Below are 23789 nucleotides of genomic sequence, written 5' to 3' on the forward strand. Positions count from 1 at the left end.
GCCGAAGACCCGGACGGAAGGAGTGAAGATGCGCCAGGTTGCTGCGCGGCCGCGGCTCGAGGCCCTCGTCGTGGATCAGCACGAGCGGTATCGGCGGCACGTGCTGATCCGCGGCGGCGGGGAGCCGGGGCTGGAGGCCCGGCTGGAAGCCCCAGTACCGCTTCCTCCTTCGCAGCTGCTCGTCTTGGTCACGCCTGGTGCGCTGAATGAGCCGTCGTTGCTCGCTTCGCTGCCGGATCTGCTCGCGGCACCGCTCGAGAAGAGCTCCGCGCCCGTCGATGCGGTCTGGCTGGGGATCGCGGCGCTCGCCAAGGAACCGGCGAAAGCCCGCAGGTTGTCCGAGGAACTGAAGACGACAGTCGTCGTGCCGGACGGCGGATTTGCCGTGATGCCCGGCGTCGGCTTGTACGCCGGGGCCGGGGCCGGCGGCACCGGGTGGCAGGAGTTCTCGCCCGGCCGGCCGGCCCGGCCGGCCGGGCCGCGATTTCCCGCGCCGGCCTGGGAGAGCTGGTGTGCCGATCGCCCGATCGAGGTCGCTGGCACCGTGGCCGAGCCGGTGCAGTGCGGGTTGCTGGTGCGCAGATCCGGCACCCACCCCTCCGATCCGGCTGGTCCGGGAGAGGCGGCCAGCGTCGATCCGCGTTTCCCTCAGATCGTCGTCGGCGACGGACGGTCAGCACCGTCCCCGTCCGCGGTAGCCGCGATCCTGCGTTCGCTCCCGTCCGAGCGCGTGCTGGTCGTGCCTGCCTCCGCCGAGGCCGCGACGCATGCCTGGCAGGTCGAACTCGCTATGCGGCTGGGCCGGAACATCGTGTTCAGCTCCGGTCCGCAAGCGAGAGCCGCGGCGGGCCTTGCTTCGACCGCGGTGCTGGACGAAACGGGCGCGGTTCGCTTTCGTCCTTTCGCGACGGTGCTGTGCCAGCCTCCCGGCCCCGGCGACCAGGCGATTCTTGACATCGCGCCGGCTCCCCCCGGATGGGTGGCCAGCGGCCGTCGCAGCTACCGGCTTCGCGACGGCGGACCGGTCACTGCCGATGTGGTGCCTTCCGGGCTAGTACTGCGCTGCTCGGAAAGCGGACCGGGAGACACGGCCACCGAAGCCGCCCCGTTCGATCCGGTGTCGTGGACGTTGACGCTGGGAGTCCGGGGGCGGCCGGTCGGCTTGCCGGTCCTGGCCGCTGCGGAGCGGTTGCTGGAGACGGCGGGACCGGCACAGCGGCAAGCAGCCCGGATCCAGGTGGCTGGCACGCTCGACCGCGAGGCGGCGGAGGCCCTCGACAGGTGGGCCGGGAGCGCGCGTTCTCCATTGGTGCCCGCAGAGTCCCCCGCGCCGCGAGCCATACCCTCGCCGGCGGTCGCGGCACCGGCTTCGGCTGCCGTCCGCGCGGCAGACCGGCCGACGACAGCCGGGGACGGCAGGGCAGCCGCAGGCTCGCGGCAACCTGCTTCAGGCCCCGCGGTCTCGCCGCCGATCATGACCACGTCCGCGTCCCCGGTGTCCACTGTGTCCGGTCCGGCGACGACGTCGAACCCAGAGCCGGAACCCGGAGTACGGGACGACTCGGGTGCCCGGCAAGAATTCCGCGTGGTCGACCGCGAAGGCGAACCGGTTGGCGAGGTGTCCCAGCTGGGGCGTCCGCGCCCACCGCGAGGCGTGCTTGTTCCGGAGAAGCTTCTTGATCAGTCGCCGGCCGCTTATGATCGCGCCCGGACCGTGACAGTGCCATTGCCCGAAGAACCGTTGAATCCGCGCGCTGTCGCTGACCGTCCCAGCAACTCGGCGGAGCAGCTCCGCTTCACCGAATCCGCAGGCGACTATTTCGGCGAAGCTCTGGCCACGGTCAACGCCGCCCTGGCGACCTGGCCGTCGATGCGGCTGGGCGAATCTGCCGGGACCAAGGCCGATTTCGTCGCAGTCTGCCTGTACCTCGGGCAAAGCTTGGCGGGTGCCGCCGCGGTCAACAATGCGGTGCGAGGCGGGCGGCCTGAGCCGATGGACGGGCAGGTCGCTTGCCTGGCGTCCGGGCTTCGCCGGCTGCCGACGCATCGGCGCGCGGTGCTGCGGCAGGGGCGGGCGGGATCGATCGAACACGGGAGCGTTCCGGGCACGGTGCTCGCTGAGCCAGGCTTCCTCACTGCGGGCGCGGATCTCGACGCGACGGCCCCTGGTGCCGACCTCGACGTGTTGATCTGGCCGTCCACCGCGCGCCGGACGTCCGAGCTGATGCTGAACCGCCCGTTCGACGAGGTGGTGTTCCTCGCCGGCTCTCGGTTCAAGGCACTCGCGGTGCGCCGGGCCGCCGAAACCGGGACGGTGCGCGACAACGAGCCGGCGGCGCCGAGGGTTGCCGCCCTGTTCCGCGAGTTGGCCCCGGACGAGACGCCGTCCGGCACCGGGCTGGACGAACGCGACCAGCTCGCGCTCGCGAAACTTGACCGCGTGCTGGCGCGTCGGCAGAGCCATCGGCTCCGGCTGATCGAAGATCCGGGAACAATCGCGCGGATGACGACTTCGCTCGTGGAATGGCACGGCGAGGCGGCGGGCGCCGGCCGTGCCGCGGCGGTGGCGTCGTGAGGCCGTCCCGCGGGCTCTCGGTCCTGATGATCGCCGGTGTGCTCGGAGGAGGAGCTGCGGCTCCCGCGGGTGCCCAGCAGCAAACACCGCCGCCGTCGGCTTCAACGCAACCGCCGTCGTCATCGCCATCGCAGCCGCCGCTGTCGGCGGCACCGCCCTCTCAGCCACCGTGCCTGCCCCCACCGCAGATGTCCGAGGCCGGGGTGCCATGGGCACAGCAGCAGCTGGCTCCCCAACGGGTCTGGCCGCTGACGAAAGGGGCCCACATCACCGTCGCGGTGGTCGACACCGGCGTGGACGCCGCCACGCCGCAGCTGGCGTACGCCCACGTGCTGCCCGGCGTGGACCTGACCAGTCCGAGCCGGGGGCCTGCGAACACGGACTGCTACGGACACGGCACCTTCAACGCCGGCATCATCGCCGCGACGCCGGCACCCGGGACCGGCTTTGCCGGAATGGCTCCCGACGTGATCATCTTGCCCATTCGCTGTGCGACGACCGACACGCCCAACGTCGCTGGTTCGCTGACCGCGGAGGGCATGGCGAACGGAATCCGGCAGGCGGTCGACTCGGGCGCGCAAGTGATCAACATCTCGGCGAGCACGACGAAGCCGGTGCCGGACCTCGCCGCCGCGATCGACTACGCCAGCCAGCACGACGTAGTGGTCGTCGCATCCGCGGCGAATACTGCGCAGCAAGGCAATCCGGTCACCTACCCTGCCTCCTATCCTTCGGTCGTCGCCGTCGGCGCTGTTGACAAGGACGGCAAGCACGCGGACTTCTCCCAGACCGGACCGTTCGTGTCGCTCGTGGCACCGGGTGTGGCCATCACGAGCATCGGACCGGGCGGGCCAGGACAGTGGGAGGGCAACGGAACCAGCTACGCCGCGCCGTTCGTTGCCGCTACTGCCGCGCTGATCCGGGCCTACCGCCCGGGCCTGACCGCGGTCCAGGTCAAGCACCGGCTCCAAGCCACGGCCGATCATCCCGCCGCCGCACTGCCCGACCCGGCGCTCGGCTGGGGGACGCTTAATGTGATGGCCGCGGTGACCGACGAGCTGCCCGAAGAGATCGGGTCGGCGGCCAGCGTGGTCCGGCCCCCCGGAGCGCACGCGGCGCACCTGTCGGCGCCGGACGGCCTTGGCCCGGTCCTCGCGACGGCGAGTGCGATTGGCGTGCTGGTGGTCGTGCTCGCGCTCCTGGTGATTTCGCGGCTATTCGGCGAAGGACACCGACGAGGCTGGCGCCGGGCACGGAAAGCGCAAATCCGTTTCTCCGAACCAGCGCAGGACAGCACAGCGGCCGCAGCGCGAAATCCGACCGTCCTTCCGTGACGTGGCGATTCCGCGGCGGGCCGGTGTTCTCTGCCGCGGGGGACCGGGACGGCTGCGGGCGGCCCGGAATTTCTTTCCCGCGGGTCCGCCTCGGCAACTCGGTTAAAGATGAATTATCTTCAATCGGGGGAGGCGTCGCCGCACGGCGGCACTGTCGCTCGTCCTGGAGTCCCGAACGGGCAAGTGATCTTGTCCAAAATACTGCGGCCAGGCGATTTGTTTGACACTCGGAGCGGAGCTCTTCTAGTTTTGAGGGCATGCCCAGAAGCGAAGAGCCGACTTATCGGTATGTCGGCCGGGTTCCGATTCGTTTTTCTCAGTTCTACCTCGGCGAGCGCGATCATGAATGCCCGATCCGCCCGATGTTCAAGTGTGGTTTGATGGGAATCAAGAATGGGCAGATAAAATTCACGGTCGAAACCCGGGAAAGCTATGCGAACCTGGTGATCGAAGCGTACGGCGAGCCTCCTGCCGGCCGGGACGCCGACTACCAGGACGTGGTCGAGGGCAGCTATCATTGCGTGTCCGGCGAACTCGGCCTGCTCGACTGGTCGAAATCGCTGATCGAATCGCTCGCTCCGTTGCCGGTGGGGAGCGGCGAATACCGGATTCGTTATCACGTGCGCAACACCGCCGATCTCGCGGTGCCGGAAGCGGACGCGAGTCCGGCGGAGTGCCTTGTGCAGATCTGGCCCCAGACGTGGGAGGAAGCTGCCGAAGTCAAGATAACCAGCTCCTCTGGCCGGTTCTGGCATCCGACAGAAAGGCTGGCGTGGCCGTTCGCCCGGACGATCGACACCTGACCGGCTCCGGGTCCGATGCGGCCATCAGTCCGGCACGGCGTTGCCCGTTCGCGCCGGTCGGGTTATCTCAACGGGCACCGGCCTGTTCGGCCCCGGCGGTCGGTCGGGTTGCCCACTAGCGTGAAAGCGTTGATCTGCGTCGGACCGGCTCGGTGGCTCGGTCGGCATCGTGGAGGGGGACGAGTGGCGAGCGAATGCGACTTGGGGCACATTCCGCGGTTCCCGCGCGATTTCGTCTGGGGTGCGGCCACCGCGGCGTTCCAGATCGAGGGTGCGGCGAAGGAGGGCGGCAGAGGGCCGTCCATCTGGGACACGTTCGCGGCGATCCCCGGAAACGTCCTCGACAATGACAACGGGGACTTCGCCTGTGATCACTTCCACCGCTCCGACCAGGACGTCGATCTGCTCGACCGGCTGGGGATCCCCCACTACCGATTTTCCATTTCGTGGCCGCGGGTGCAGCCGGACGGCAAGACGGTCGAGCCGCGCGGGCTCGCGTTCTACGACCGGCTCGCCGACCGGCTCGCCGAGCGCGGGATCGTCCCCATCGCCACCCTGTACCACTGGGATCTGCCGCAGTCCTTGCAGGATGAAGGCGGCTGGCCGAACCGCGACACCGCCGCACGGCTCGCTGACTATGCAGAGTTGGTGTTCGACCGGCTTTCGGATCGGGTGAGGCAGTGGGTCACCATCAATGAGCCCTATTGCTCGGCTTTTTTCGGATACGGCAACGGAATGCACGCTCCCGGGATCAGTGATCACCGCGCGGCCCTGCGGGCCGCCCATCACTTGATGCTGGCGCACGGCACCGCGCTGAGGCGGCTTCGGGAAAAGGCTGAAGACTGCCACAAATTCGGCATCGCGCTCAACTTCGCGCCCGCGGTGATCGAAACGGCCGATGAGGGATATCAGCAGGCCGCGCGCAAGTTCGACCGACTGCAGAACCGGTTCTTCCTCGACGCGGTCCTCGGCAGGGGCTACCCGGCGGAATTCCTCGCGGATGTCGCTCATCTTGACGCGCTCCAACCGGCCATCGCCGACGGGGACTTGGAGACGATCGCCGCGCCGCTCGACTGGCTGGGGATCAACTACTACGCGCCGTGCCGCCCGGCTCCGCTGGCCGAGGCCAAGTGGGCGTGTGACTTGCCGGGACTCGACAGTGTGGGAATGTTGCCGGCGCCCGGGCCGCTGACCTCGATGGGCTGGGAGCAGGCACCGGACCAATTGACCCGACTGCTGCTGTGGCTTACCGAGTACTGCCGGGACTTGCCGCTCATTGTCGCGGAGAACGGCGCTGCATTCCCGGACACGGTCGGCGCCTGCGGGCACGTGCACGACTCCGAGCGGGTGCGGTACTACGTCGAGCACCTGGCCGCGGTGCACAACGCGATCGAGCAGGGCGCGAAGGTCGAGGGCTACCTCGCTTGGTCGCTTTTGGACAACTTCGAATGGGCGATGGGCTACAGTCAGCGGTTCGGAGTGGTCCATGTCGATTTCGCGACGCAGGAGCGGCGGATCAAGGACAGCGGCTGGCTGCTGGCCGAAGCGATCCGGACGAACGCGGTGCCGGATGCGAGACATTTCGGAAATGGCTGTGTCCGAAGGTAAACTGCTGGCACTTCAGACAGGAGGAACCATGGGCGTACGTGGTGCTGCCGCTGCGGCGGCCGGTGTGCTGGCCGCCGCGTTTCTCGCGGGTTGCGGCGGCGGAGGAAGTGCGGCAAGCGGGAATGCCGACGCGGTGCTCACCGTCGGAATGCCGAACGGCCCGCTGACGCAGAACAACAATCTGCTCCTCAGCTCGTCGCCGGCCAATTCCCTGGGCTACGGGTACATGATCTACGAACCTCTGGTCATGACCAACTCGATCCGTCCGGCCGACCCGGGCAAGGCCTGGCTGGCCGCGAGGTGGGACTGGTCGGCCAACTTCACCAGGCTCGTCCTGACCGTGCGCGACAACGTCACCTGGTCGGATGGGAAGCCGATGACCGGGGCGGACGTCGCCTACACTTTCGAGCTGCTGAAGAAGCACCCGGCGTTGAACTCCAGCGGCATTCCGTTCGGCGACATCAGCGCGAGCGGGAACCGGGTCACCCTGACGTTCCCGTCGTCCCAGTTCGTCAACCGGAACAAGATTCTCAATCAGGCGGTGCTGCCCGAACACCAATGGGCGGCGATGAAGAATCCGGAAACCGACACAGTGCCGAATCCGGTCGGTACCGGACCGTACACGATCAAATCTGCCACCCCTCAGGCCGTGACGCTCACCGAACGGTCCAGCTACTGGCAGCAGCTCCCAGCGGTCAAGGAGATCCGCTACACCTCGTACTCCGACAACGACACTCAGTCAGCCGCGTTGGCCACTGGCGCATGCGACTGGAGCTTCGTTTTCCTGCCGAATGCCAAAACGGTCTTCCTCGACAAGGACCCGGCGCATTTCAAGATGTGGTTCCCGCCGACGCTGGCCGTTCACGGCCTCTGGCTGAACAACCAGGAAGCGCCCTTCAATGACGTCGTGCTGCGCCGGGCCGTTAATCTGGCGGTCAACCGGCACGACGTTTTCACTCAGGGCGAAGGCGGATACTTCTACCCTGAAGTGAGGAGCGTGACTGGCCTCCCGTTGCCTGCCGGGGAGCCGTTCCTCGCGCCGGCGTTCCGCGGAAAGAACGCGGCCGTTGACGTCGAAGGCGCGAAGAAACTGCTGACCGCCGCCGGCTACAGCTACGCTGGCACGACGCTGCGCGATCGGTCCGGGAAGCCGGTCACGCTCGAGATGCCGGTTCCCTCCGGGTGGTCGGACTATGTCGCGGATCTGGAGATCATCAAGGACAATCTCGCCGCGATCGGGATCACCGCGACCGTCGACCGCCTCGACCAGAACGTCTGGAACACCAATGTGGACACTGGGCGTTTCGGAGGCACGCTGCACTGGACCAATGCCGGTGCTACGCCGTACGACCTTTATGAGTCCGCAATGGATGGAGCATTGCTGAAGCCCGTCGGCACCGGGGGCGTCGCCGGCAACTGGGGCCGGTTCTCCGACGAGGCGGCCACGAACGCGCTGCGCCAGTACGCGGGCGCGTCCGACGAAGGCACCCGGAGCAAAGCGCTCGAGGCAATGCAGCAGATCATGGCCGACCAGGTTCCCATGATCCCGCTGGTCGCCGTCAATGACGGGGGCGAGTACAGCACCGCGCACTGGACTGGCTGGGCGGACGACCAGAACCAGTACGCCGGGCTCCAGCCGAACAAGATGAACGCGTTGCAGATCGTCTCGAATCTGAAGCCAGCCGGCTGAGGGCAGCGGGAGCCGGTGCGCGAGATCGCGAACCAGCTCGGGACCGCCCCGCATGATCGCGATATCGCAGGGAAGCGCTCGGCCGCTGACAGACGGCGGCCGGGCGTGTTCGACGGGTTCCCGCACGACCGGCGGCGCGGGAACCGCCCTCCCGGGTGCGCGCAGCCGCTATTCGCGAGCGGCCGACGTTGACGAGCGCGACTGGAGGCCAGAATGAGCGTCACGACATCGGGCGAACCGGTCATCGGGACCGAAGTGCTCGCCGCCACCGGTCTGACCAAGCACTTCGCGGTTCGTCGGCGCGGCTGGTCGCGGCTGGACCGCGCGTCGAGAGTGGTGCCCGCGGTCGAAGACGTCGACCTGACGTTGTATCGCGGGCGGGTGACCGCTCTGGTTGGCGAGTCCGGATCGGGCAAGTCCACCGTGGCGCGGCTGCTCGCCCAGCTCGTCTCGCGGACGGCAGGGGAGATCAGGCTCGACGGACTGCCGGTGCCGACGAGACGAGGCCGCTCATTGCGGGCCTACCGGCATCATGTGCAGCTGATCCTGCAGGACCCGTTCGCGTCGTTGAACCCGGTTCACAGCGTCCGGTACCACCTGGCCAGGGCGGTCCGGTTGCACAGTGCCGGCGGTGCGCCGGACGCGGCACTGTGCAACCTCCTCAAGGACGTCGCGCTCAGCCCGGGAGAGCGATACCTGGACAAGTTCCCGCACGAGCTGTCCGGCGGGCAGCGGCAGCGAGTCGCCGTCGCCCGGGCGATGGCCGCCAGCCCGCAGGTGCTGCTCGCCGACGAGCCGGTGTCGATGCTGGATGTCTCCGTGCGGCTCGGCGTCCTGAATCTGCTGCGGGACCTGGCGACCCGCCTGCGGCTCGCTGTTCTCTACATCACCCACGACATCGCGTCCGCTCGGTACCTGGCTGACGATGTCCTGGTCATGTACGCCGGGCGGCTCGTCGAGGGAGGTGCGGGCGAGACCCTCACCGGGCGGCCGGCCCATCCGTACACGCGACTCCTGGTCGCCTCCGCGCCCGACCCGGCGAGGCCTCCCACCGCGGGCACTGCGACCGGCAGGCTGGCCGAACCACCCGATCTCGCCACACCGCCGGGCGGCTGCCCGTTCCATCCCCGGTGCCCGCAGGCGCGATCCCGGTGCCGCACCGAGGCGCCGCCCCGGTTCGACCTCCACGACTCGGCCGGGCACTGGGCGGCGTGCTGGTTGTACGCCCCGGACGAGCCGGCGGCCGGCTGATGCGATTCCTCCTGCGCCGGATCGCGTTCTACCTGGTGACGCTGTGGGCCGCGGTGACGATCAACTTCGTCCTTCCCCGGCTGGTCCCCGGCGATCCGGTGCTGGCGCTGCTGAGCCGTTTCCCCGGCCAGGTGGACACCCACACCATCAACTCGCTGTACGCGCTTTTCGGCCTGGACAAGCACACCAGCCTACTGCGCCAGTACGTCGACTACTGGGGGCAGCTGGCACGTGGCGACCTCGGTCTCTCCTACACCTACTTTCCGACACCCGTGTCGGAAATTCTGGTGCAGAGCCTACCGTGGACGGTGGCCCTGGTCGGCACGACGACCGTGATCGCTTTCCTGCTGGGCACGGCACTCGGCGCGATCGCGGGCTGGCGGCGCGGATCGTGGACCGATGTCCTGCTGCCGGTGGCGACGTTCTTTTCCTCCGTGCCGTACTTCTGGCTGGCGCTGGTCGCGGTCGCGGCGCTGGCCGGACCGGGCAGTGTCTTCCCCGCGTCAGGCGGCTTCAGCCCTGGGCTGGTGCCCAGCTGGGATCCGGTGTTCCTCGGCAGTGCGGTCCTGCACAGCCTGCTGCCGGCGCTGACGATCATCGTCTCGTCGATGAGCGGATGGATCCTGAGCATGCGGTCCATGATGATCACCGTCGCGGCCGAGGACTACGTCACCGTTGCTCACGCCAAAGGGCTGAGCACTCGGCGCGTCATGATCGGCTACGCGGCCCGGAACGCGATCATTCCCAATGTGTCCGGATTCGCGCTGTCCCTCGGTTTCGTCGTGGCGGGGACGCTCCTGGTCGAGATCGTGTTCTCCTATCCCGGGATCGGCTACGAGCTGGTGCAGGCGATCGGAGCTCAGGACTATCCATTGCTGCAGAGCATTCTGCTGCTGGTGACACTGGCCGTGCTGGCCGCCAATCTGCTCGCAGACGTCGTGTACCTGTTCTTGGACCCGCGGGTCCGCAGGGAGGCGTGAGCGATGGCGAGCCGGCGGGCGAAATTGGCAGGCAACGCCAAGGTGGTCGTCGGGCTGGTGCTCATCGGCGGCTTCGCCCTGCTGGCGATCGCCGGGCCGTGGGTCGCGCCTTTCGACCCGTCCCGGCGCAGCGCCGATCTGCTGAGCGGGCCTTCTGCCCGGCACTGGTTCGGCACCACCAGTCTCGGCCAGGACATCTTGAGCCAGGTGCTGGTCGGTGCGCGCGGTGTGATGCTGATCGCTTTCGGGTCCGCCGCGGTCGCGACCGTGCTTGCAGTCGCGGTCGGCGTGTCCGCGGGGTATCTGGGCGGCTGGACGGACGAGGGCCTCTCACTGCTGTCCAACGTGTTCCTGGTGCTTCCCGCGGTTCCGCTGGCGATCATCGTTTCTTCGCTGCTGCACGGCGCGAGCGATCTCGCGGTGCTGCTGATGATCGGGTTCACGTCCTGGGCCTGGGGTGCCCGGGTGCTGCGCGCGCAAACGCTTTCCCTGCGGCGCAGAGACTACGTGGAGGCGGCCCGGTCTGTCGGCGAGCCGGCTCTGCGGATCATCGGGTTCGAGATCGTGCCGAATCTGACCGCCGTCATCACCGCGAGCTTCGTGGGCAACGTGATGTTCGCGGTGATGGCGGAACTGGTGCTGGCCTTCGTCGGTGTGTCCGGTACCTCGGACTGGAACTGGGGAACGATCTTGTTCTGGGCACAGAGCCAGCAGGCACTCGCTCAGGGCGCCTGGTGGTGGTTCGTCCCGGTCGGCCTCGCGATCGCGCTCCTCGGTACGGCTCTGGCACTGCTGAGCTTCGGCGTCGACGAGTTCGTCAACCCGCGGCTGCGCGGCAGTGCCCAGCGCCGGGTGCGCACCTGGACCGGCCGGGCGGTGCGCATGCGCGGCGGCTTCACCCCGGTGCTGGAACTGGCCACACCGGAGGGAGACACGGAGCCGGACGACGTGGTCCTGCGGGTCGAGCGGCTTTCCGTCGATTACGGCACGCACGCGGCGGTAACCGCCGTCCGGGAGGTTTCGTTCGCCTTGCGCCGCGGCGAAGTGCTCGGCGTCGCAGGGGAAAGCGGCAGCGGCAAATCCAGCCTGGTCCAGGGGATCGCCCGCCTGTTGCCCCCGCCTGCGGTGATCAGGAGCGGCTCGGTGCGGTATTGCGCACCGGGCGCCGAGCCGGTCGAGATCCTGGCACTGCCACCCGCTGAGCTTCGCGCTTTCCGGTGGGAGAAAATGGCGATCGTGTTCCAGAGCGCGATGAGTTCGCTCAACCCGGTGCACAAAATATCCGCGCAGCTGACGGATGTGCTCGCCGTCCACCGGCCCGGTATGACCGCGGCCGCCCGGCGCGAGCGCGCTGCCGAACTGCTCCGGCTGGTGGACATTCCGGCGGACCGGCTCGACAGCTATCCGCACGAACTGTCCGGCGGGATGCGGCAGCGAGTGATGATCGGGATGGCGCTCGCTCTCGATCCCGAAATCGTCATTCTGGACGAACCGACGACCGCCCTCGACGTCGTGACTCAACGGCAGATTCTGCTCCGTTTGGTCGCCCTTCGGGAACGGCTCGGATTCTCGGTTGTCTTCGTGACGCACGATCTCGCCCTGCTCGCCGAGTTCGCGGACCGGGTTGCGCTCATGTACGGCGGGCGCGTGTGCGAGGTCGCACCGGCCGAGGAGTTGGTCCGGGCACCGGCGCACCCCTATGGCGAGGGACTGCTCGGCTCGTTCCCCGGGCTGAGCGGACCCCGGCGCAAGCTGACCGGAATCGCCGGTGCTCCGCCGGATCCGCGCGCGATGCCGTCCGGCTGTGCTTACCATCCGCGGTGCTCTCGCGCGTTCGAACCCTGCGCCGACGCCGCTCCGGATCTGCTTCCGCTGGCGTCCGGGAAACCGGAGCACGAGGTGGCGTGCTGGCTGCGGCGGACACCGCCGGCCGGTCCTGACTGAGGCACCGGCGCGAGGGCAGGTTTCGTTTCTGTGAAGGCAACGCTGCGGCCCGCTCGTCGTGCCGCCTGCGGACGACCTGCTATTAATGAAGGCCAGGGATTGTTGGTTGCGGATGAGGGTGCGGGTGGAGAGATGGCGACGGGTACGGTTGTCCGGTTCGACGAGGTGCGGGGTTACGGGTTCGTGGCACCCGACGAAGGCGGCGAGGACGTGTTCATTCATGCGAACGACCTGCACTTCGACAAACGAGTGCTTTCACCCGGCCTGCAGGTCGAGTTCGATGCGGAGGAAGGCGACCGGGGCCTGAAGGCCTCGCACGTGCGGCTGCGGGAGGCACAGAAGCCGGCGGCGAGCGCGGAGGTCCGGTCGATCGCTCCGGCGGTGCCTGCCGCGGTGTCGGCCGAGACCGACGACATCCTGTGCGACGTGCTGTCGACGTCGGAATTCGCCTCGGAAATGGCCGAAACGTTGCTGGCTTGCACGCCGACTTTGACAGGCGAGCAGATCCTGGCGGTCCGGCAGCGGGTGCTGACCTTGGCTCGGTCACACGGCTGGCTCGAGGACTAGGAAAGCAGCCGTCGGTGCCCAGTTTCGGGCAGCCGCGGTCAATGAGTGAGCGAGAACGGGACGGCGCTCTTGGAGTGCATCGGTTGATGTTGTGATCGTGTTTCGCACCGGAAGGGCGTCACGCGTGATGGCAATGTCGGATGGCGTCGGTTCTCCGATGCCTTGTGGTCCCGGACCTGGGTCCGGTGCGCGGGACGAAAGGCGAGGGTCGTCGCGTCAATGGGGCGCGGCGACAGGCCGCCCCGCTGCCGACTGGTCCGATGGCGAGTCGGCGAGCGAGGCTTAATTCGTCGTTGAAGTGTTGGCGACGCGGGGTGCGGCTGCCTCGCGCGTAGCAGAGCTTCCTGCAATCGACCAGTGGCTTGACGGGTCCTTGTCCGGCTGGCTCTGTGCTCAGGCAGCGGAGGCCAGCTGGTTCGCTGGTCTGGAACCGGAGCGCTTCGCCGCCGATCCGGTCGGGAACCGTACGAGGACTTCGTCGTCTCGGCGGCGCGATTGCGGACCAAATCAAACGTGACCGGAGGCGGCAGCTCAATCGCTGTTTCGCTGGGTGCGGATGGGCTCAACGGTGCTCGGGTGGCGTTCTGCTGGACGTTATTCTCAGTGGTCTTTCCGCAATCTGTTTCATTCTGTCGGAGGAGACAATCAGGAGATCAATCTAGGAGGTGTTATGAGACATTTGTCGCGCACGAAAGCCCGAAGTGCCGCGGCGCTGGCGGCCGTCGGATTGAGCGTGCTGACCGCGGTGGCTGGCGCGCCGCAGGCGAGTGCTCGGACGCCACCGCCGCCAGGCGGCTGGAACACGGTGTTCAGCGACGATTTCGACGGGCCGGGGGGCAGCGGCGTTGACGGGAACTGGGTGCACGACACCGGGCCCGGCTCGAATTTCGGCACCGGCGAAATAGAAACGATGACGAATTCGACCAGTAATGTCCATCTCGACGGAAACGGCAATCTCGATATTACCGCTCTCGGTGGTGGGAGCAACTGGACATCCGGCCGGATCCGGACCGCGTCGCCCAACGTGGGTGCCCCGGCCGGCGGGAAGCTGGCGGTCGTCGCGTCGATTCGGCAGCCCAGTCCCGGCAACGGGCTGGGCTACTGGCCCCCATTCTGGATGCTGGGCTCGGGGCAGTGGCCGGAGAACGGCGAGATCGACATCATGGAAGACGTCAACGCACGGTCCCAGGTCGCCGGAACAGTCCATTGCGGAACATTTCCCGGCGGGTCCGTGCAATGAGGGCAACGGGCTCGGCAGCGGCCTGCGCGGATGCGACGGTTGCCAGATCGGCTTCCATGCCTACAGCATGATCCTCGACCGGACTGACGTCGGCAACGAGTCGATCACCTTCTTCCTGGACGGCAACTCCTACTACACCGTCACCGAGGCGCAGGTCGACACCGCGACCTGGCAGCAGGCTTTCGACCACAACATGTCCATCATCTTGGACCTGGCGATGGGCGGAGGCTTCCCGAGCGGAGTCTGCGGCTGCGCCAGCCCGTCGAGCGCGACGACTCCAGGCGGGGACCATGAGCGTCCGCTATGTCGCCGCTTACACGACGAACGGCGGTGGCAACCCGGGGGGGGGGCGGTCAGATCACCGGCTACCAGGGGCTGTGCCTGGACGATCGGTGGGCGGATCCGGCGAATTCCAACCCGGTTCAGGTCTACAGCTGCAACGGAACCCCGGCGCAGCAGTGGACCCGGGTCGGGGCTGGGAGCACGCTGCGGGTGCTGCGCGAGTGCCTGGACGTACTGGGCGGTGGCACGGCTAACGGCACGCCGGTGGACCTCTACGACTGCAACGGCACCGGAGCGCAGGTGTGGATACCTGGAGGCAACGGGGCACTGTACAACCCGCAGTCCGGAAAGTGCCTTGACGACACCGGCTGGTCCACGACACCTGGAACGCAGGTCCAAATCTGGGACTGCACCGGCAATCCTAATCAGGCGTGGCGGTTCTCCTGATCCAGCGCCTGGCCTTGTCCGCCGGCAGCCGCACCGGAGCTGGTGCGGCTGCCGGCGGGTATCTGTCCGCTCTCCTGGGAGAGGCCGGCGTTTCCCGGCCGGCGCGGACGGCGAATCAGTCCCGCTCGCGGAGGCTCGGCCAGGCCGGTGCCGCGGTGCCGAAGGTCGAGGTCGCTGCGGACCGGTGATTCCGGTGGGACCGCTTCGGGCTGTCCTGCCGCGAGGCCCACGCCGCGCGGGTGGGTGTGGTCGACTTGAGGCCGCGATGCGACTGAGCTCGCTGCGAGTGCGTTTCCCGGCGGTCGCGGCCAAGGCGTGGCCGGCTTGCACGCCGCCGCCGCTGCGTGCCGTTGAGGGCTTTCCTCGCAGCCGAACGCGACGCAGCTGGCCAAGCCGCGTCGGCGGTGCCGACGCGAGCAGAACCGTTCCCGCGGTGGAGCCTTCGACATCGGCGGACGGCGGAGGCTTCGCCAAAGTCGCCGCGGACGCCTCACAAGATGCCGAAGCGCGAAGCGGTTCCGGCCCGGCGGTCGCCTGCGGTGGTGAACAGCCCGGCTGACGTCGCCAGTCGAGGCCAGCACGAAAGGCACTTCGGGTTCGCACTGTCCGACGCGATCGGCTCGCTGCACAGCGGTGCCGAAACGGTGAACCTCGACGAGGAACGTCTCGCATCCGAACCAGTGCTCATTCCTCAGCGAGGAGGTAAGCGGTATGCGGGGAGTGACCGGCTCGATGAGCGAACTGATCGGCAACAGCGTAGGGGCGGGTGCGCGGCTGCTGCCGCGGCTGGCCTCGCGCATCGATCGCGGGTCTCGGCCTTGGGCGCCGGTGGCTGGAGCCTTTCGGCCCCCTCGGCATCGCGCTGGCCGTCCGAGGTGCGCAGGCTCCTGGCTCCGGCCGGCTGACGCATCACGGGGTGGCGCCTGAATTCTCGGATGTCGGCGATTCAGCCGGCCGGACCGGCACGGTCCGATCGACTGCTCGGCCGATCTGCTCCGGGTACCGGCCGGGCTGGATCGGCAGTGCAGTGTCCAGTGCCTTTTCGAACTTGCTTTCACCACTGGGTGCGGTGGCGACTGTACTGTGACGCCGTTCAAGCTGGCGGCCAGCTGGGATTCGGACAGGAAGGCATCTTGCTCGCAGGAATCTGCTGTGTTTCGAGGCAAGAGGCGAAGAGTCGTTACGTTGACAACGCAGGAGGCGTTCACCTGGTCGCCGTCGTGAGGCCGTGGTGGACCGGCTGTCACTGAGAGGACAATCTTGTGAGGTCGGACAGTGTGGTAGTGCTTGGTCGGCGATTTCACCACGTTTGGCTCCGCGACAACTGCTTGTGCGGTGACTGCCGGGAAGCCGGCAGCTTTCAGAAGACAGTGGACCTCGGCCAGATTTCCGGAGCGGGTGCGGTGCGCCGGGTGGAGGTGTCCGACGAGGTTCTTTATCTCGAGTGGGACGAGGTCCCGGAGCATTCGAGCACTTTCCCGATAGAGTGGCTTCTTGCTCACGCGTATGATCCGCCGGGGGAGGAGGATGGGGAGAGTGTCGAGTTGTGGGATGCCAAGGATTGGGAGTTGTCGCCACCTCGATGGCATCGCCTTGACGACGCGGATCCTGGCGGCGGCGAGTGGGCGGACGATCTCGCGCGCTACGGATTCGTTCTGCTCGATGGCGTTTCCGAGGCCTCGCTGGACAAGTTCGCGGCGCGAATCGGGCCGATTTTCGAGACCGAGTTCGGCCATGTGACCGTGGTTCAATCGTCTCCTGATGCCACTGACCTCGCTCTTTCTGGGGCTGAACTGTCGGTGCACACCGACTTTTCCCCGCATATGCACACGCCGCCGCTGCTGCAATTCATGCTCTGCGTTGAACATGACGCGACTGGCGGTGATTCGATCCTGGTGGACGGCTTCAAGGCAGCGGAAGACCTCCGCCGGGAGAGCCCCGATAAGTTCGGCCGCCTGGTGCGAATACCTATTAACTTCCAGCAATTCTATGCGGATCGAGAATTTTTCCATCAGCGGCAGCGGCCAATTCTGGAAGTCGACCCGTCCGGTTCTGTTTCCGGGGTGTTCTTTGCTCACTCGCATGCCGCCAACTGGCGGCTTCCGCCCGACGAGGTCACCGAGTACTATGACGCTTATCATGCGTTCTTCGACTATCTCAAGGATCCGGCCCGGCAGTTTCGGCTGAGGCTCGGCGCGGGGCAATGCATCGCTCTGCAGAACGGTCGTCTGCTGCACGGGAGGACCGCATACGACCCCCGTTCCGGAGGGCGGACGCTGATCACGGAGTTCGTGGCGTGGGAGTACTTTTCCGCGCGCCGCAGGTTCCACCGGCAACGGCGCTGGTACGCGGATCCTCGCGAAGCGGGCCAGCATGTTCGTGGCTGAAGCGTCGAATGCGCCGAGTGTGACGCTGCTGGAGCGGGCCGCCACGAAGACACCGGTGCGGTTCCTCCAGGTGCGCACCGGATCGGTCGTCCGCACCGTGTGTCTCAAACTCGAGCTGGCGAATCCCACCGGATCGATCAAATACCGGACTGCGCTGTCGCTGCTGAACGCGCTCGCCGAGGAACGGCCGTTGGCCCCGGGCACCACTCTCGTCGAGTCGACCTCGGGCAATCTCGGCTTGGCCCTGGCCCGGCTGTCGAAGGAGATCGGCTGCGGCTTTGTCGCCGTGGTCGACCCGAAATTGCCGGCGGCGATGCGCGAGTCCCTGGCGGATCTGGGCGCGGAAGTCGTCACTGCCACAATCCCGGACGGCAACCACAGCTACCTCGCTGATCGTCTTCGCGTGGTGCGCGAGCTATGCGAAGCCGATCAGTCCGTCCGGTGGGCCAACCAGTACGGGATGTCCGCCAATCCAGCGATCCATCGATCCGTCACGGCACCGGAGATCGTGGATCAGATGCGGGGACGGCTGGGTATGGTCGCAGTCGCGGTGAGCACCGGCGGCACCTTGGCCGGCATCAGCGAACATCTGCGCAACGCGGCACCGGCTGTCAAAGTGCTCGCTGTCGACGTGGTGGGATCGCGGGCGATCCCCGGGCCGGGCGGGCCCCATCTGCTCACCGGGATCGGATCTAGCCGCCCTTCGCTCTTTCTCGGATCTCGCCACTATGACTGGGCGGCCAAAGTGCTTGACACTGAGGCTGTCGCCGCATGTCGGCTGCTGGCCGAGGACACCGGATTGGCCCTCGGCGGATCCAGCGGTGCGGTCCTCGCTGCTTGCCTGGCAGCTCCTGATTGCCTGCCGGAACCTCCCCGGCTGCCCCTGCTGTTGTGTGCTGACGGCGGCGGCAACTACCGGAGCACGATTTACGACGACAAATGGCTGGCTGGCCGCGGTGTCCTCGGCGATGTCGCCGCGGCGATGGAAGCGGCGCGCCGAAACAGCCTGAAGTTCGAACTCGGGGGGTGGGCGAGCGATGACGGCGGATGACCACCCCGGCGACCGGTCGCTCCGTTATCTGCCGCGGGCGGACGTGATCGCCGCGTGCGAACATGTCGACGAGGTAGCAGTTCTCCGCCGCGCCTTGTCGCTCCATGCCGTGGGACGGTCCATACTGCCCGCCGAGGCGTATCTAGGATGGTCCACTTCGGACGGCCGACCGGCGAGGTCGCTGGCTTTGCCGGGTGCGCTGTGGGACGACGATCCGGCGATCGGCGTGAAAATCATCAACAGCAGCCTGGGAAACGCGGATCTCGGAATCGCCCGCGCGCAGGGCCTGACCTTGCTGTTCGATCGTGAGACCGCTCGCCCCGCAGCGCTGATGGAAGCGGCGTACATCAGCGCCCTGCGTACCGCCGCCTATACCGCGCTGTCGGCGGACCTGTTGGCGGCACGAGTGGAGACCGTCGCGGTGATCGGCTGCGGCACGCTGGGCGAGACTCACGCGTTGCTGCTGAGCGAGCGCCTGCCGTCGGCCGGATTCCTCCTTCACGACCTCGATCCGGATCGGTGCGCGCGGCTGGCGGGCCGGTTGCGGGAGCGCGGCGCCCGAGCCGGCTGCGTGCCGGATGCCGAAGCTGCTGTGCGGCCGGCCGACGTCGTGGTCACCACGACGACCGTCACCTCGGGCTACCTCGAGTACGCGTGGCTTCGCGAGGGCGCCCTGATCGCGCACGTATCGCTCGACGATGTCCTTCCCGAGGTCGTCGAACGCGCGGACCTTCTCGTCGTCGACGACTGGGAGTTGGTGCGGAGCGACACGCGCAGAGTGCTGGGCCGCATGCACCAGGCCGGACTGGTCGTCGGCCCGGCGGCCGAGGCCGCGGCTCCGGATGCCTGCCGAAAGGTGGACGCGGTCCTGGGCAGCGTCCTGACCGGCAGGCATCCCGGTCGGACCGACGACCGGCAAATCGTCCTCAGCAACCCGTTCGGCATGGGAATCCTCGACGTCGCCATCGCGGCGGAAGTGTGGAAGACCGCCCGCGCCCTTGGCCTGGGTATCGAACTGCCGGTCTGAATGCCTTTGCCATCAACGAAGACAGGGAGATCAGATGATCGTCCGACGCTTGACCGAAGCGACCACTGTGGAGTGGGGAAGCGGGCTCAGTCGGCGGTTGCTGCTGGATTCCGACGGGATGGGATTCAGCATCGCCGACACCACGGTGCGTCCGGGCACGACCTCCAAGATGGAGTATCGCAACCATTTGGAAGCCGTGTACTGCATCGAAGGGAGTGGCGAGCTCGTCGGCACGGACGGCCAGTCTCACCGCATCGAGCCGGGTGTCATGTACGCGCTGAACAAGAACGACGCGCACACGCTGGTCGCCGACGGCGAAACCGGCTTGCGAGTCGTGTGCGTATTCAACCCGCCCTTGAAAGGTGATGAACGACATGCCTTCGACTCCGATGCCGAGTATTCGGCATACTGACCAGCGTGCCGGCCGGAGATCCTCGACCGTGCACATCGGGCAGGCCGAGCCTGCCCATCTGCGCCGGATCACTGAGATGGCCGCCAGTTGGCAGTTGTCATCCGCGGACGGCGAGGCCGGCACCCGCCAGGGGTTCCTGTTCGGCGACTGGCGCTTCGATGACTATGCGAGATTCTTCGGAGAGGCCGAGCACTTCATCGTCGCGACGGAGGAGACCGAGCTGGTCGGATTCCTGATCGCGTACAGCAGTGCTCGCTCGGAATTGGATCCCTGGCTACACGAGCGGATCAGACCGCACTGCCCCGAGTACGTTTTCCTTGAACAAATCTGCGTCGCTCCCGGTTGGACCCAGCGCGGCGTCGGGACTGGCCTGCTATCGCGGATGCTGCTGGGCACCGTGCGGCTCCCGGTCATCAGCGAGATTTCGGAGGAGCCCTTCAACGGCGCATCGAGCGCTCTTCACCGGAAACTGGGATTCGCGCCGGTATTCCGTCTGACCCGGCCCGCCGGCATCCGTACTGCTGTCTGGCTCCGCGCACCGTCCGAAGGGGAAAGTCGTTCCTGAGAGGGCGTCTGAGAACTGGATGGGGCGGTTGGCGTGGTGATGCCCTGAGGTTGGGTGAACTCCCGGTAGGACTGGTGGTTCCTACGCCAACCGTTCCTGCCAGGAGCTCGTGTGCCAGTGTCGCCTACCTGCCCGTGTTTGTCGTGCCCGGCCCACGGTGACCGGGGCGCCACGTCAGCGCCGCCGTGTCCGTTTTACCCGACCTCGTCGATGACCGATGCCCAGTGGGCGCTCGTCGGGCCCCTGCTGCCGCCGCCGGGCAACATCACCGACAAGGGCGGCCGGCCGGAGAAACATCCGCGGCGTCTTGTCCTGGACGCGATCTTCTGTCTGGCCCGCGGCGGGATCGCCTGGCGTCAGATGCCTGGTGATTTCCCGCCCGCGATGACCGTCTACGACATCTTCCGCCGCTGGACCAAAACCGGCGCGTGGCAACGGGTTCACGACGCTTTGCGCGACTCGGGTCCGAGCGCGCGCCGGCCGTGACCCGCTGCCCGCCGCCGCGATCATCGACGCCCAGACCGTGCGCGGAGCCGACACCGTGCCCGCCGCCAGCGCGGGCTAAGACCCGGGCAAGAAAACCAGAGGACGCAAACGGCACATCGCCACCGACACCCTCGCCCTGCTCCTCGCCGTCGTGGCCACCGCCGCCTCGACACAAGACCGCGACGGCGCCCACCAGCTGCTGACCGCGCTGCGCGCCCGCTTCAGCACCATCGCCTGCGTCTGGGCCGACGGCGGCTACACCGGACGCCTGGGCCCAGCAGGTCCTCGCCCTCACCGTCGAGATCGTCACACGCACCGACAAGACCACCGGATTCGTCCTCCTGCCCCGCAGATGGGTCGTCGAACGAACCTTCGGCTGGATCGTCAAACACCGCCGCTGCGTCCGCGACTACGAAACCCTCCCCGAACACCACGAAGCCATGATCCACATCGCCATGATCATGACCATGTCCCGACGACTCACCCGCAACCCACACCAGCGACATCAGTTCCCAGACGCCCCCTAAGGGTCTTTGAAGCCCCTGCGTCCCAGCGCACGGTGAGGATCGAGCCGGTGGTCACGGCGGACTAGCACGGGCAGGTCGGCATTGCCTTGCCGGCCAGCGCGCTCCAGCCGACTCGGATGCCTAGCCTGGCGGGCCACCCGCCACGACGTCGCAAAGAGTCCGGCATGGAGTCAGGCCGCCGAGAGCGTCCGGGCCCGCCCGAATCGTTTCGGATGGACAGGCAGACACTGAGCGGGCAGCTCGCCGAGCGGTGGCATGCCGGCCCGGTCATGGATCCCGCCGCTGCGTCTGACCCGGCTCGGCCAAGTTGCCATCGCATCGATCGCCACAAACGCGCCTGCCTGTGCGACGTGGCACAATGCGAGGTTGAATTGTAGTCGCAGCGTGCAGGCGTGGAGGCTGCCAGCCTTCCCGTTGAAGCAGCCACGAGCGTCGCTGGCACCTTCGGCCTTGATCGAGATCGATATGGTCGCGGAATCCTCACAGGTCGCGTCAACTCACGATGAACGTGAAGGTCGGCTAATCTGCCCTATCGGACCGTCGGCTCGTGTTTCCGCATGGATCTTCAGATAATTGACCTCATGGGATCGTCGGCCGTGCTGGAACTGCAGTTGACTCGTCCACTGGGCCACCGGTTGGTGGCAATGCGAATCGACCGCGCCCCGCGTGGCACCCGGAGTCGGCGTAGCGCTGGCCGGCGATCCTCCGGACAACGTCGATGGCGCAGAAGACAAAGAGATATTCGGCTGGGCAGAGTCGGCGATGCGCCGTAGCGCCTTCGGCTGGAAGACTGCTTCAGTTCGCGCGCGAATCGGAGTCCGTTGCGGGGCCGGGCAATCCCGGTTTCGAATCCGATCACATCCTTGCGCGGACTCCGCGAAGGGGGAGGTGGAAGACGAATTCGGCCAGCAGCTCCTGGCGTCGCGCGGAGCCCGGACGCGGACTGGATCTCCTCGGTTCACGAGGTGCCCGCGACAGCACAAGTTGTTTCATGCTGGGCCAGCCGCACGTCATCAGTAGCGCGAGCTGCCGTGCGGGCGGTGTTCGCCGCTGTCGCTCATTCGATCGTGACAGTGCCCCTGAATCGGTTCGTGCTCTGAACGGTGCCCGCGTCGCTTGTTCCCATCCCAGCGCCATCCGCTCTGCTGGATCTTGTCCTCCGCCCGCCCCGTCGACGAAGGAACGCCTTTGACTACTTGTCCCCGAAACGGTCGCAATTCGGCACTCGAAGTACCGCCCCAGCGTTCGGCTGCGCGCGGTTCGCTGTTTGGCAGGGTCGAGATCGCGCGGCGCGCTGCTCAATTCCTCGCGGATTCCGCACTGTCCGGCGACCGGCAAGCCCGGATCTCCGCCGTGCTCGAGGAACTGGACCTGACCGGCACTTACCGGTTGACCGACGAAGAACTGCTCTACGGGCTCAAGCAAGCGTGGCGGAACGAACCCCGTTGCATCCGGCGCGGGACCTTCCAGTCTCTCGAGCGGATCGAGACCGATGACTTGGCCATGATCGACCTCTCCCGCGCCAAGATGACCGTCTCGCAAGTCGTCTCTTCGTTCGGTCATTACCTGCGCTATGCCACCAACGGGGGCAAGCTGCGCCCGATGATCATGGTATTCCCGCCCGACGGTCCGGACGGGCCCCGGCTGCGGATCTGGAACGACCAGCTTATCCGTTACGCAGGACGTGCCCTGCCGGACGGTACGACGCTCGGCGATCCGAAGCACGTCGAGCTGACTACGGCGCTGCGCGACCTGGGTTGGAGCGCGCCGATCGGATCGCAGACCGTCTTGCCGGTCGCGTTCCAGATCGGCGATGACGATCCGATGTGGACGGAGTTGCCGGCTGAGGACATCCTCCAGGTGCCGCTCATCCACCCGGACTTGCCATGGGTGGCGGAGCTGGGAATGGTCTGGCACGCGCTGCCTGCGATCAGCCGGATGATCGCGGTCATCGGCGGGCTTTCCTACCCGGTGATCTTCTCCGGCTGGTACGTAGTCAGCGAGATTCTGGAAAACCTCCACCGCTATGGCGTATTGCGCGCGTTCGCGGACCATCTCGAAATCGATACCCGTGATCGGTTCTGGGTCAATCGGGTCGAGGTGGTCGCGCTGGAGACGATCATGGCGAGCTTCCGCGAGGCAGGAGTGATGATCGAGGACGGTCGTTCAGCCGACGCCAATCACCACCGGTTCGTCCAGCGCGAGCAAGCCTCCCATCGCCCGGTGCGAGGAGACAAGAGCAAGCTGGTGCTGGCCGGCTCCACCACGGACATGCATGCCCGCGCCGATTCGCTGCTTCCTCCCGACCCCGATGCCGACCCTGGTTTCCACTATTTGCCTGATGCTTGGCAGACGGAGAGCAGCGCGGGGGTGGATCGCCTGGTGTCGTTTGAAACGTGACAGGACGTCGGTAGTGATCCGGATGGCCTTCTCCCTCGCTGGCGGACCTGGCGATTCGAGACCGTTGCACGGCGCGGCAAGCTTGGTGGCCATCCCGTTGTGACGCGTCCCGGGCAAGGTGAGGTTCACCCCGAACGGTGGACAGGGGCTTACGGGATTTCATGCAGCCGCTGGGAGTGACTGCTCGAAGGTGTTGGGGCTGAGTATCCCGAT

The 23789-nt window shown here is 67.2% G+C and carries 19 protein-coding genes and 1 pseudogene; all 20 read left to right on the top strand.

Features of this window, described 5'->3' with window-relative positions:
* The first annotated feature begins 28 nt into the window (after positions 1 to 28).
* Positions 29 to 2575 carry a hypothetical protein gene (locus ACFXI3_RS16060; RefSeq protein WP_378400128.1) on the top strand — a complete coding sequence of 849 codons (2547 nt, stop codon included), beginning with the start codon at positions 29 to 31 and terminating at the stop codon, positions 2573 to 2575.
* A gap of 188 nt (positions 2576 to 2763) precedes the next feature.
* Complete coding sequence (gene mycP, locus ACFXI3_RS16065) at positions 2764 to 3909, top strand: type VII secretion-associated serine protease mycosin (protein WP_378400129.1); 1146 nt, start codon at positions 2764 to 2766, stop codon at positions 3907 to 3909.
* A gap of 257 nt (positions 3910 to 4166) precedes the next feature.
* Entirely contained in the window at positions 4167 to 4712 is a 546-nt protein-coding gene (locus ACFXI3_RS16070) for a hypothetical protein (protein ID WP_378400130.1), read from the top strand.
* Positions 4713 to 4895: 183 nt separating this feature from the next.
* Positions 4896 to 6320: a GH1 family beta-glucosidase gene (locus ACFXI3_RS16075; protein ID WP_378400131.1), complete on the top strand. Its 1425-nt coding sequence runs from the start codon at positions 4896 to 4898 to the stop codon at positions 6318 to 6320.
* A gap of 28 nt (positions 6321 to 6348) precedes the next feature.
* Positions 6349 to 8010 (top strand): ABC transporter substrate-binding protein, encoded by a 1662-nt coding sequence (locus tag ACFXI3_RS16080; protein ID WP_378400132.1) that lies wholly within the window; start codon positions 6349 to 6351, stop codon positions 8008 to 8010.
* Positions 8011 to 8223: 213 nt separating this feature from the next.
* A complete protein-coding gene (locus tag ACFXI3_RS16085; RefSeq protein ID WP_378400133.1) occupies positions 8224 to 9261 on the top strand; it encodes an ABC transporter ATP-binding protein in 1038 nt (345 codons plus the stop codon).
* On the top strand, positions 9261 to 10241 hold the full coding sequence (locus ACFXI3_RS16090; protein WP_378400134.1) for an ABC transporter permease: 981 nt from the start codon (positions 9261 to 9263) through the stop codon (positions 10239 to 10241). Before ACFXI3_RS16085 ends, ACFXI3_RS16090 begins: the two co-directional genes overlap by 1 nt.
* 3 nt (positions 10242 to 10244) lie before the next feature.
* The gene (locus tag ACFXI3_RS16095) at positions 10245 to 12185 is read left to right on the top strand and encodes a dipeptide/oligopeptide/nickel ABC transporter permease/ATP-binding protein (RefSeq protein WP_378400135.1); all 1941 of its coding nucleotides are present in this window, start codon (positions 10245 to 10247) and stop codon (positions 12183 to 12185) included.
* Positions 12186 to 12317: 132 nt separating this feature from the next.
* A complete protein-coding gene (locus ACFXI3_RS16100) occupies positions 12318 to 12752 on the top strand; it encodes a cold-shock protein (RefSeq protein WP_378400136.1) in 435 nt (144 codons plus the stop codon).
* A 670-nt stretch (positions 12753 to 13422) separates the two neighbouring features.
* Positions 13423 to 13992, top strand: coding sequence for a hypothetical protein (locus tag ACFXI3_RS16105; RefSeq protein WP_378400137.1), 570 nt, complete (start codon positions 13423 to 13425; stop codon positions 13990 to 13992).
* 330 nt (positions 13993 to 14322) lie between these two features.
* Complete coding sequence (locus ACFXI3_RS16110; protein ID WP_378400138.1) at positions 14323 to 14721, top strand: ricin-type beta-trefoil lectin domain protein; 399 nt, start codon at positions 14323 to 14325, stop codon at positions 14719 to 14721.
* A complete protein-coding gene (locus tag ACFXI3_RS16115; protein ID WP_378400139.1) occupies positions 14706 to 14909 on the top strand; it encodes a hypothetical protein in 204 nt (67 codons plus the stop codon). Before ACFXI3_RS16110 ends, ACFXI3_RS16115 begins: the two co-directional genes overlap by 16 nt.
* Before the next feature lie 1095 nt (positions 14910 to 16004).
* Positions 16005 to 17108, top strand: a complete 1104-nt coding sequence (locus ACFXI3_RS16120; protein ID WP_378400140.1) for a TauD/TfdA family dioxygenase — start codon at positions 16005 to 16007, stop codon at positions 17106 to 17108.
* Positions 17095 to 18159 carry a pyridoxal-phosphate dependent enzyme gene (locus tag ACFXI3_RS16125; protein WP_378400141.1) on the top strand — a complete coding sequence of 355 codons (1065 nt, stop codon included), beginning with the start codon at positions 17095 to 17097 and terminating at the stop codon, positions 18157 to 18159. The genes ACFXI3_RS16120 and ACFXI3_RS16125 overlap by 14 nt, the downstream gene beginning before the upstream one ends.
* On the top strand, positions 18146 to 19186 hold the full coding sequence (locus tag ACFXI3_RS16130) for an ornithine cyclodeaminase (protein ID WP_378400142.1): 1041 nt from the start codon (positions 18146 to 18148) through the stop codon (positions 19184 to 19186). The genes ACFXI3_RS16125 and ACFXI3_RS16130 overlap by 14 nt, the downstream gene beginning before the upstream one ends.
* A gap of 34 nt (positions 19187 to 19220) precedes the next feature.
* Complete coding sequence (locus ACFXI3_RS16135; RefSeq protein ID WP_378400143.1) at positions 19221 to 19598, top strand: ectoine synthase; 378 nt, start codon at positions 19221 to 19223, stop codon at positions 19596 to 19598.
* A gap of 28 nt (positions 19599 to 19626) precedes the next feature.
* Positions 19627 to 20163, top strand: coding sequence for a GNAT family N-acetyltransferase (locus ACFXI3_RS16140; protein WP_378400144.1), 537 nt, complete (start codon positions 19627 to 19629; stop codon positions 20161 to 20163).
* Positions 20164 to 20373: 210 nt separating this feature from the next.
* Complete coding sequence (locus ACFXI3_RS16145; RefSeq protein ID WP_378400145.1) at positions 20374 to 20649, top strand: transposase; 276 nt, start codon at positions 20374 to 20376, stop codon at positions 20647 to 20649.
* A 94-nt stretch (positions 20650 to 20743) separates the two neighbouring features.
* Positions 20744 to 21176: pseudogene (locus ACFXI3_RS16150) on the top strand (transposase); the annotation flags it as partial.
* A 1188-nt stretch (positions 21177 to 22364) separates the two neighbouring features.
* A complete protein-coding gene (locus ACFXI3_RS16155) occupies positions 22365 to 23576 on the top strand; it encodes a nitric oxide synthase oxygenase (protein WP_378400146.1) in 1212 nt (403 codons plus the stop codon).
* Positions 23577 to 23789 lie beyond the last annotated feature (213 nt).

It is taken from the genome of Amycolatopsis sp. NPDC059235 (assembly GCF_042754125.1).
Lineage (GTDB): Bacteria > Actinomycetota > Actinomycetes > Mycobacteriales > Pseudonocardiaceae > Amycolatopsis > Amycolatopsis albidoflava.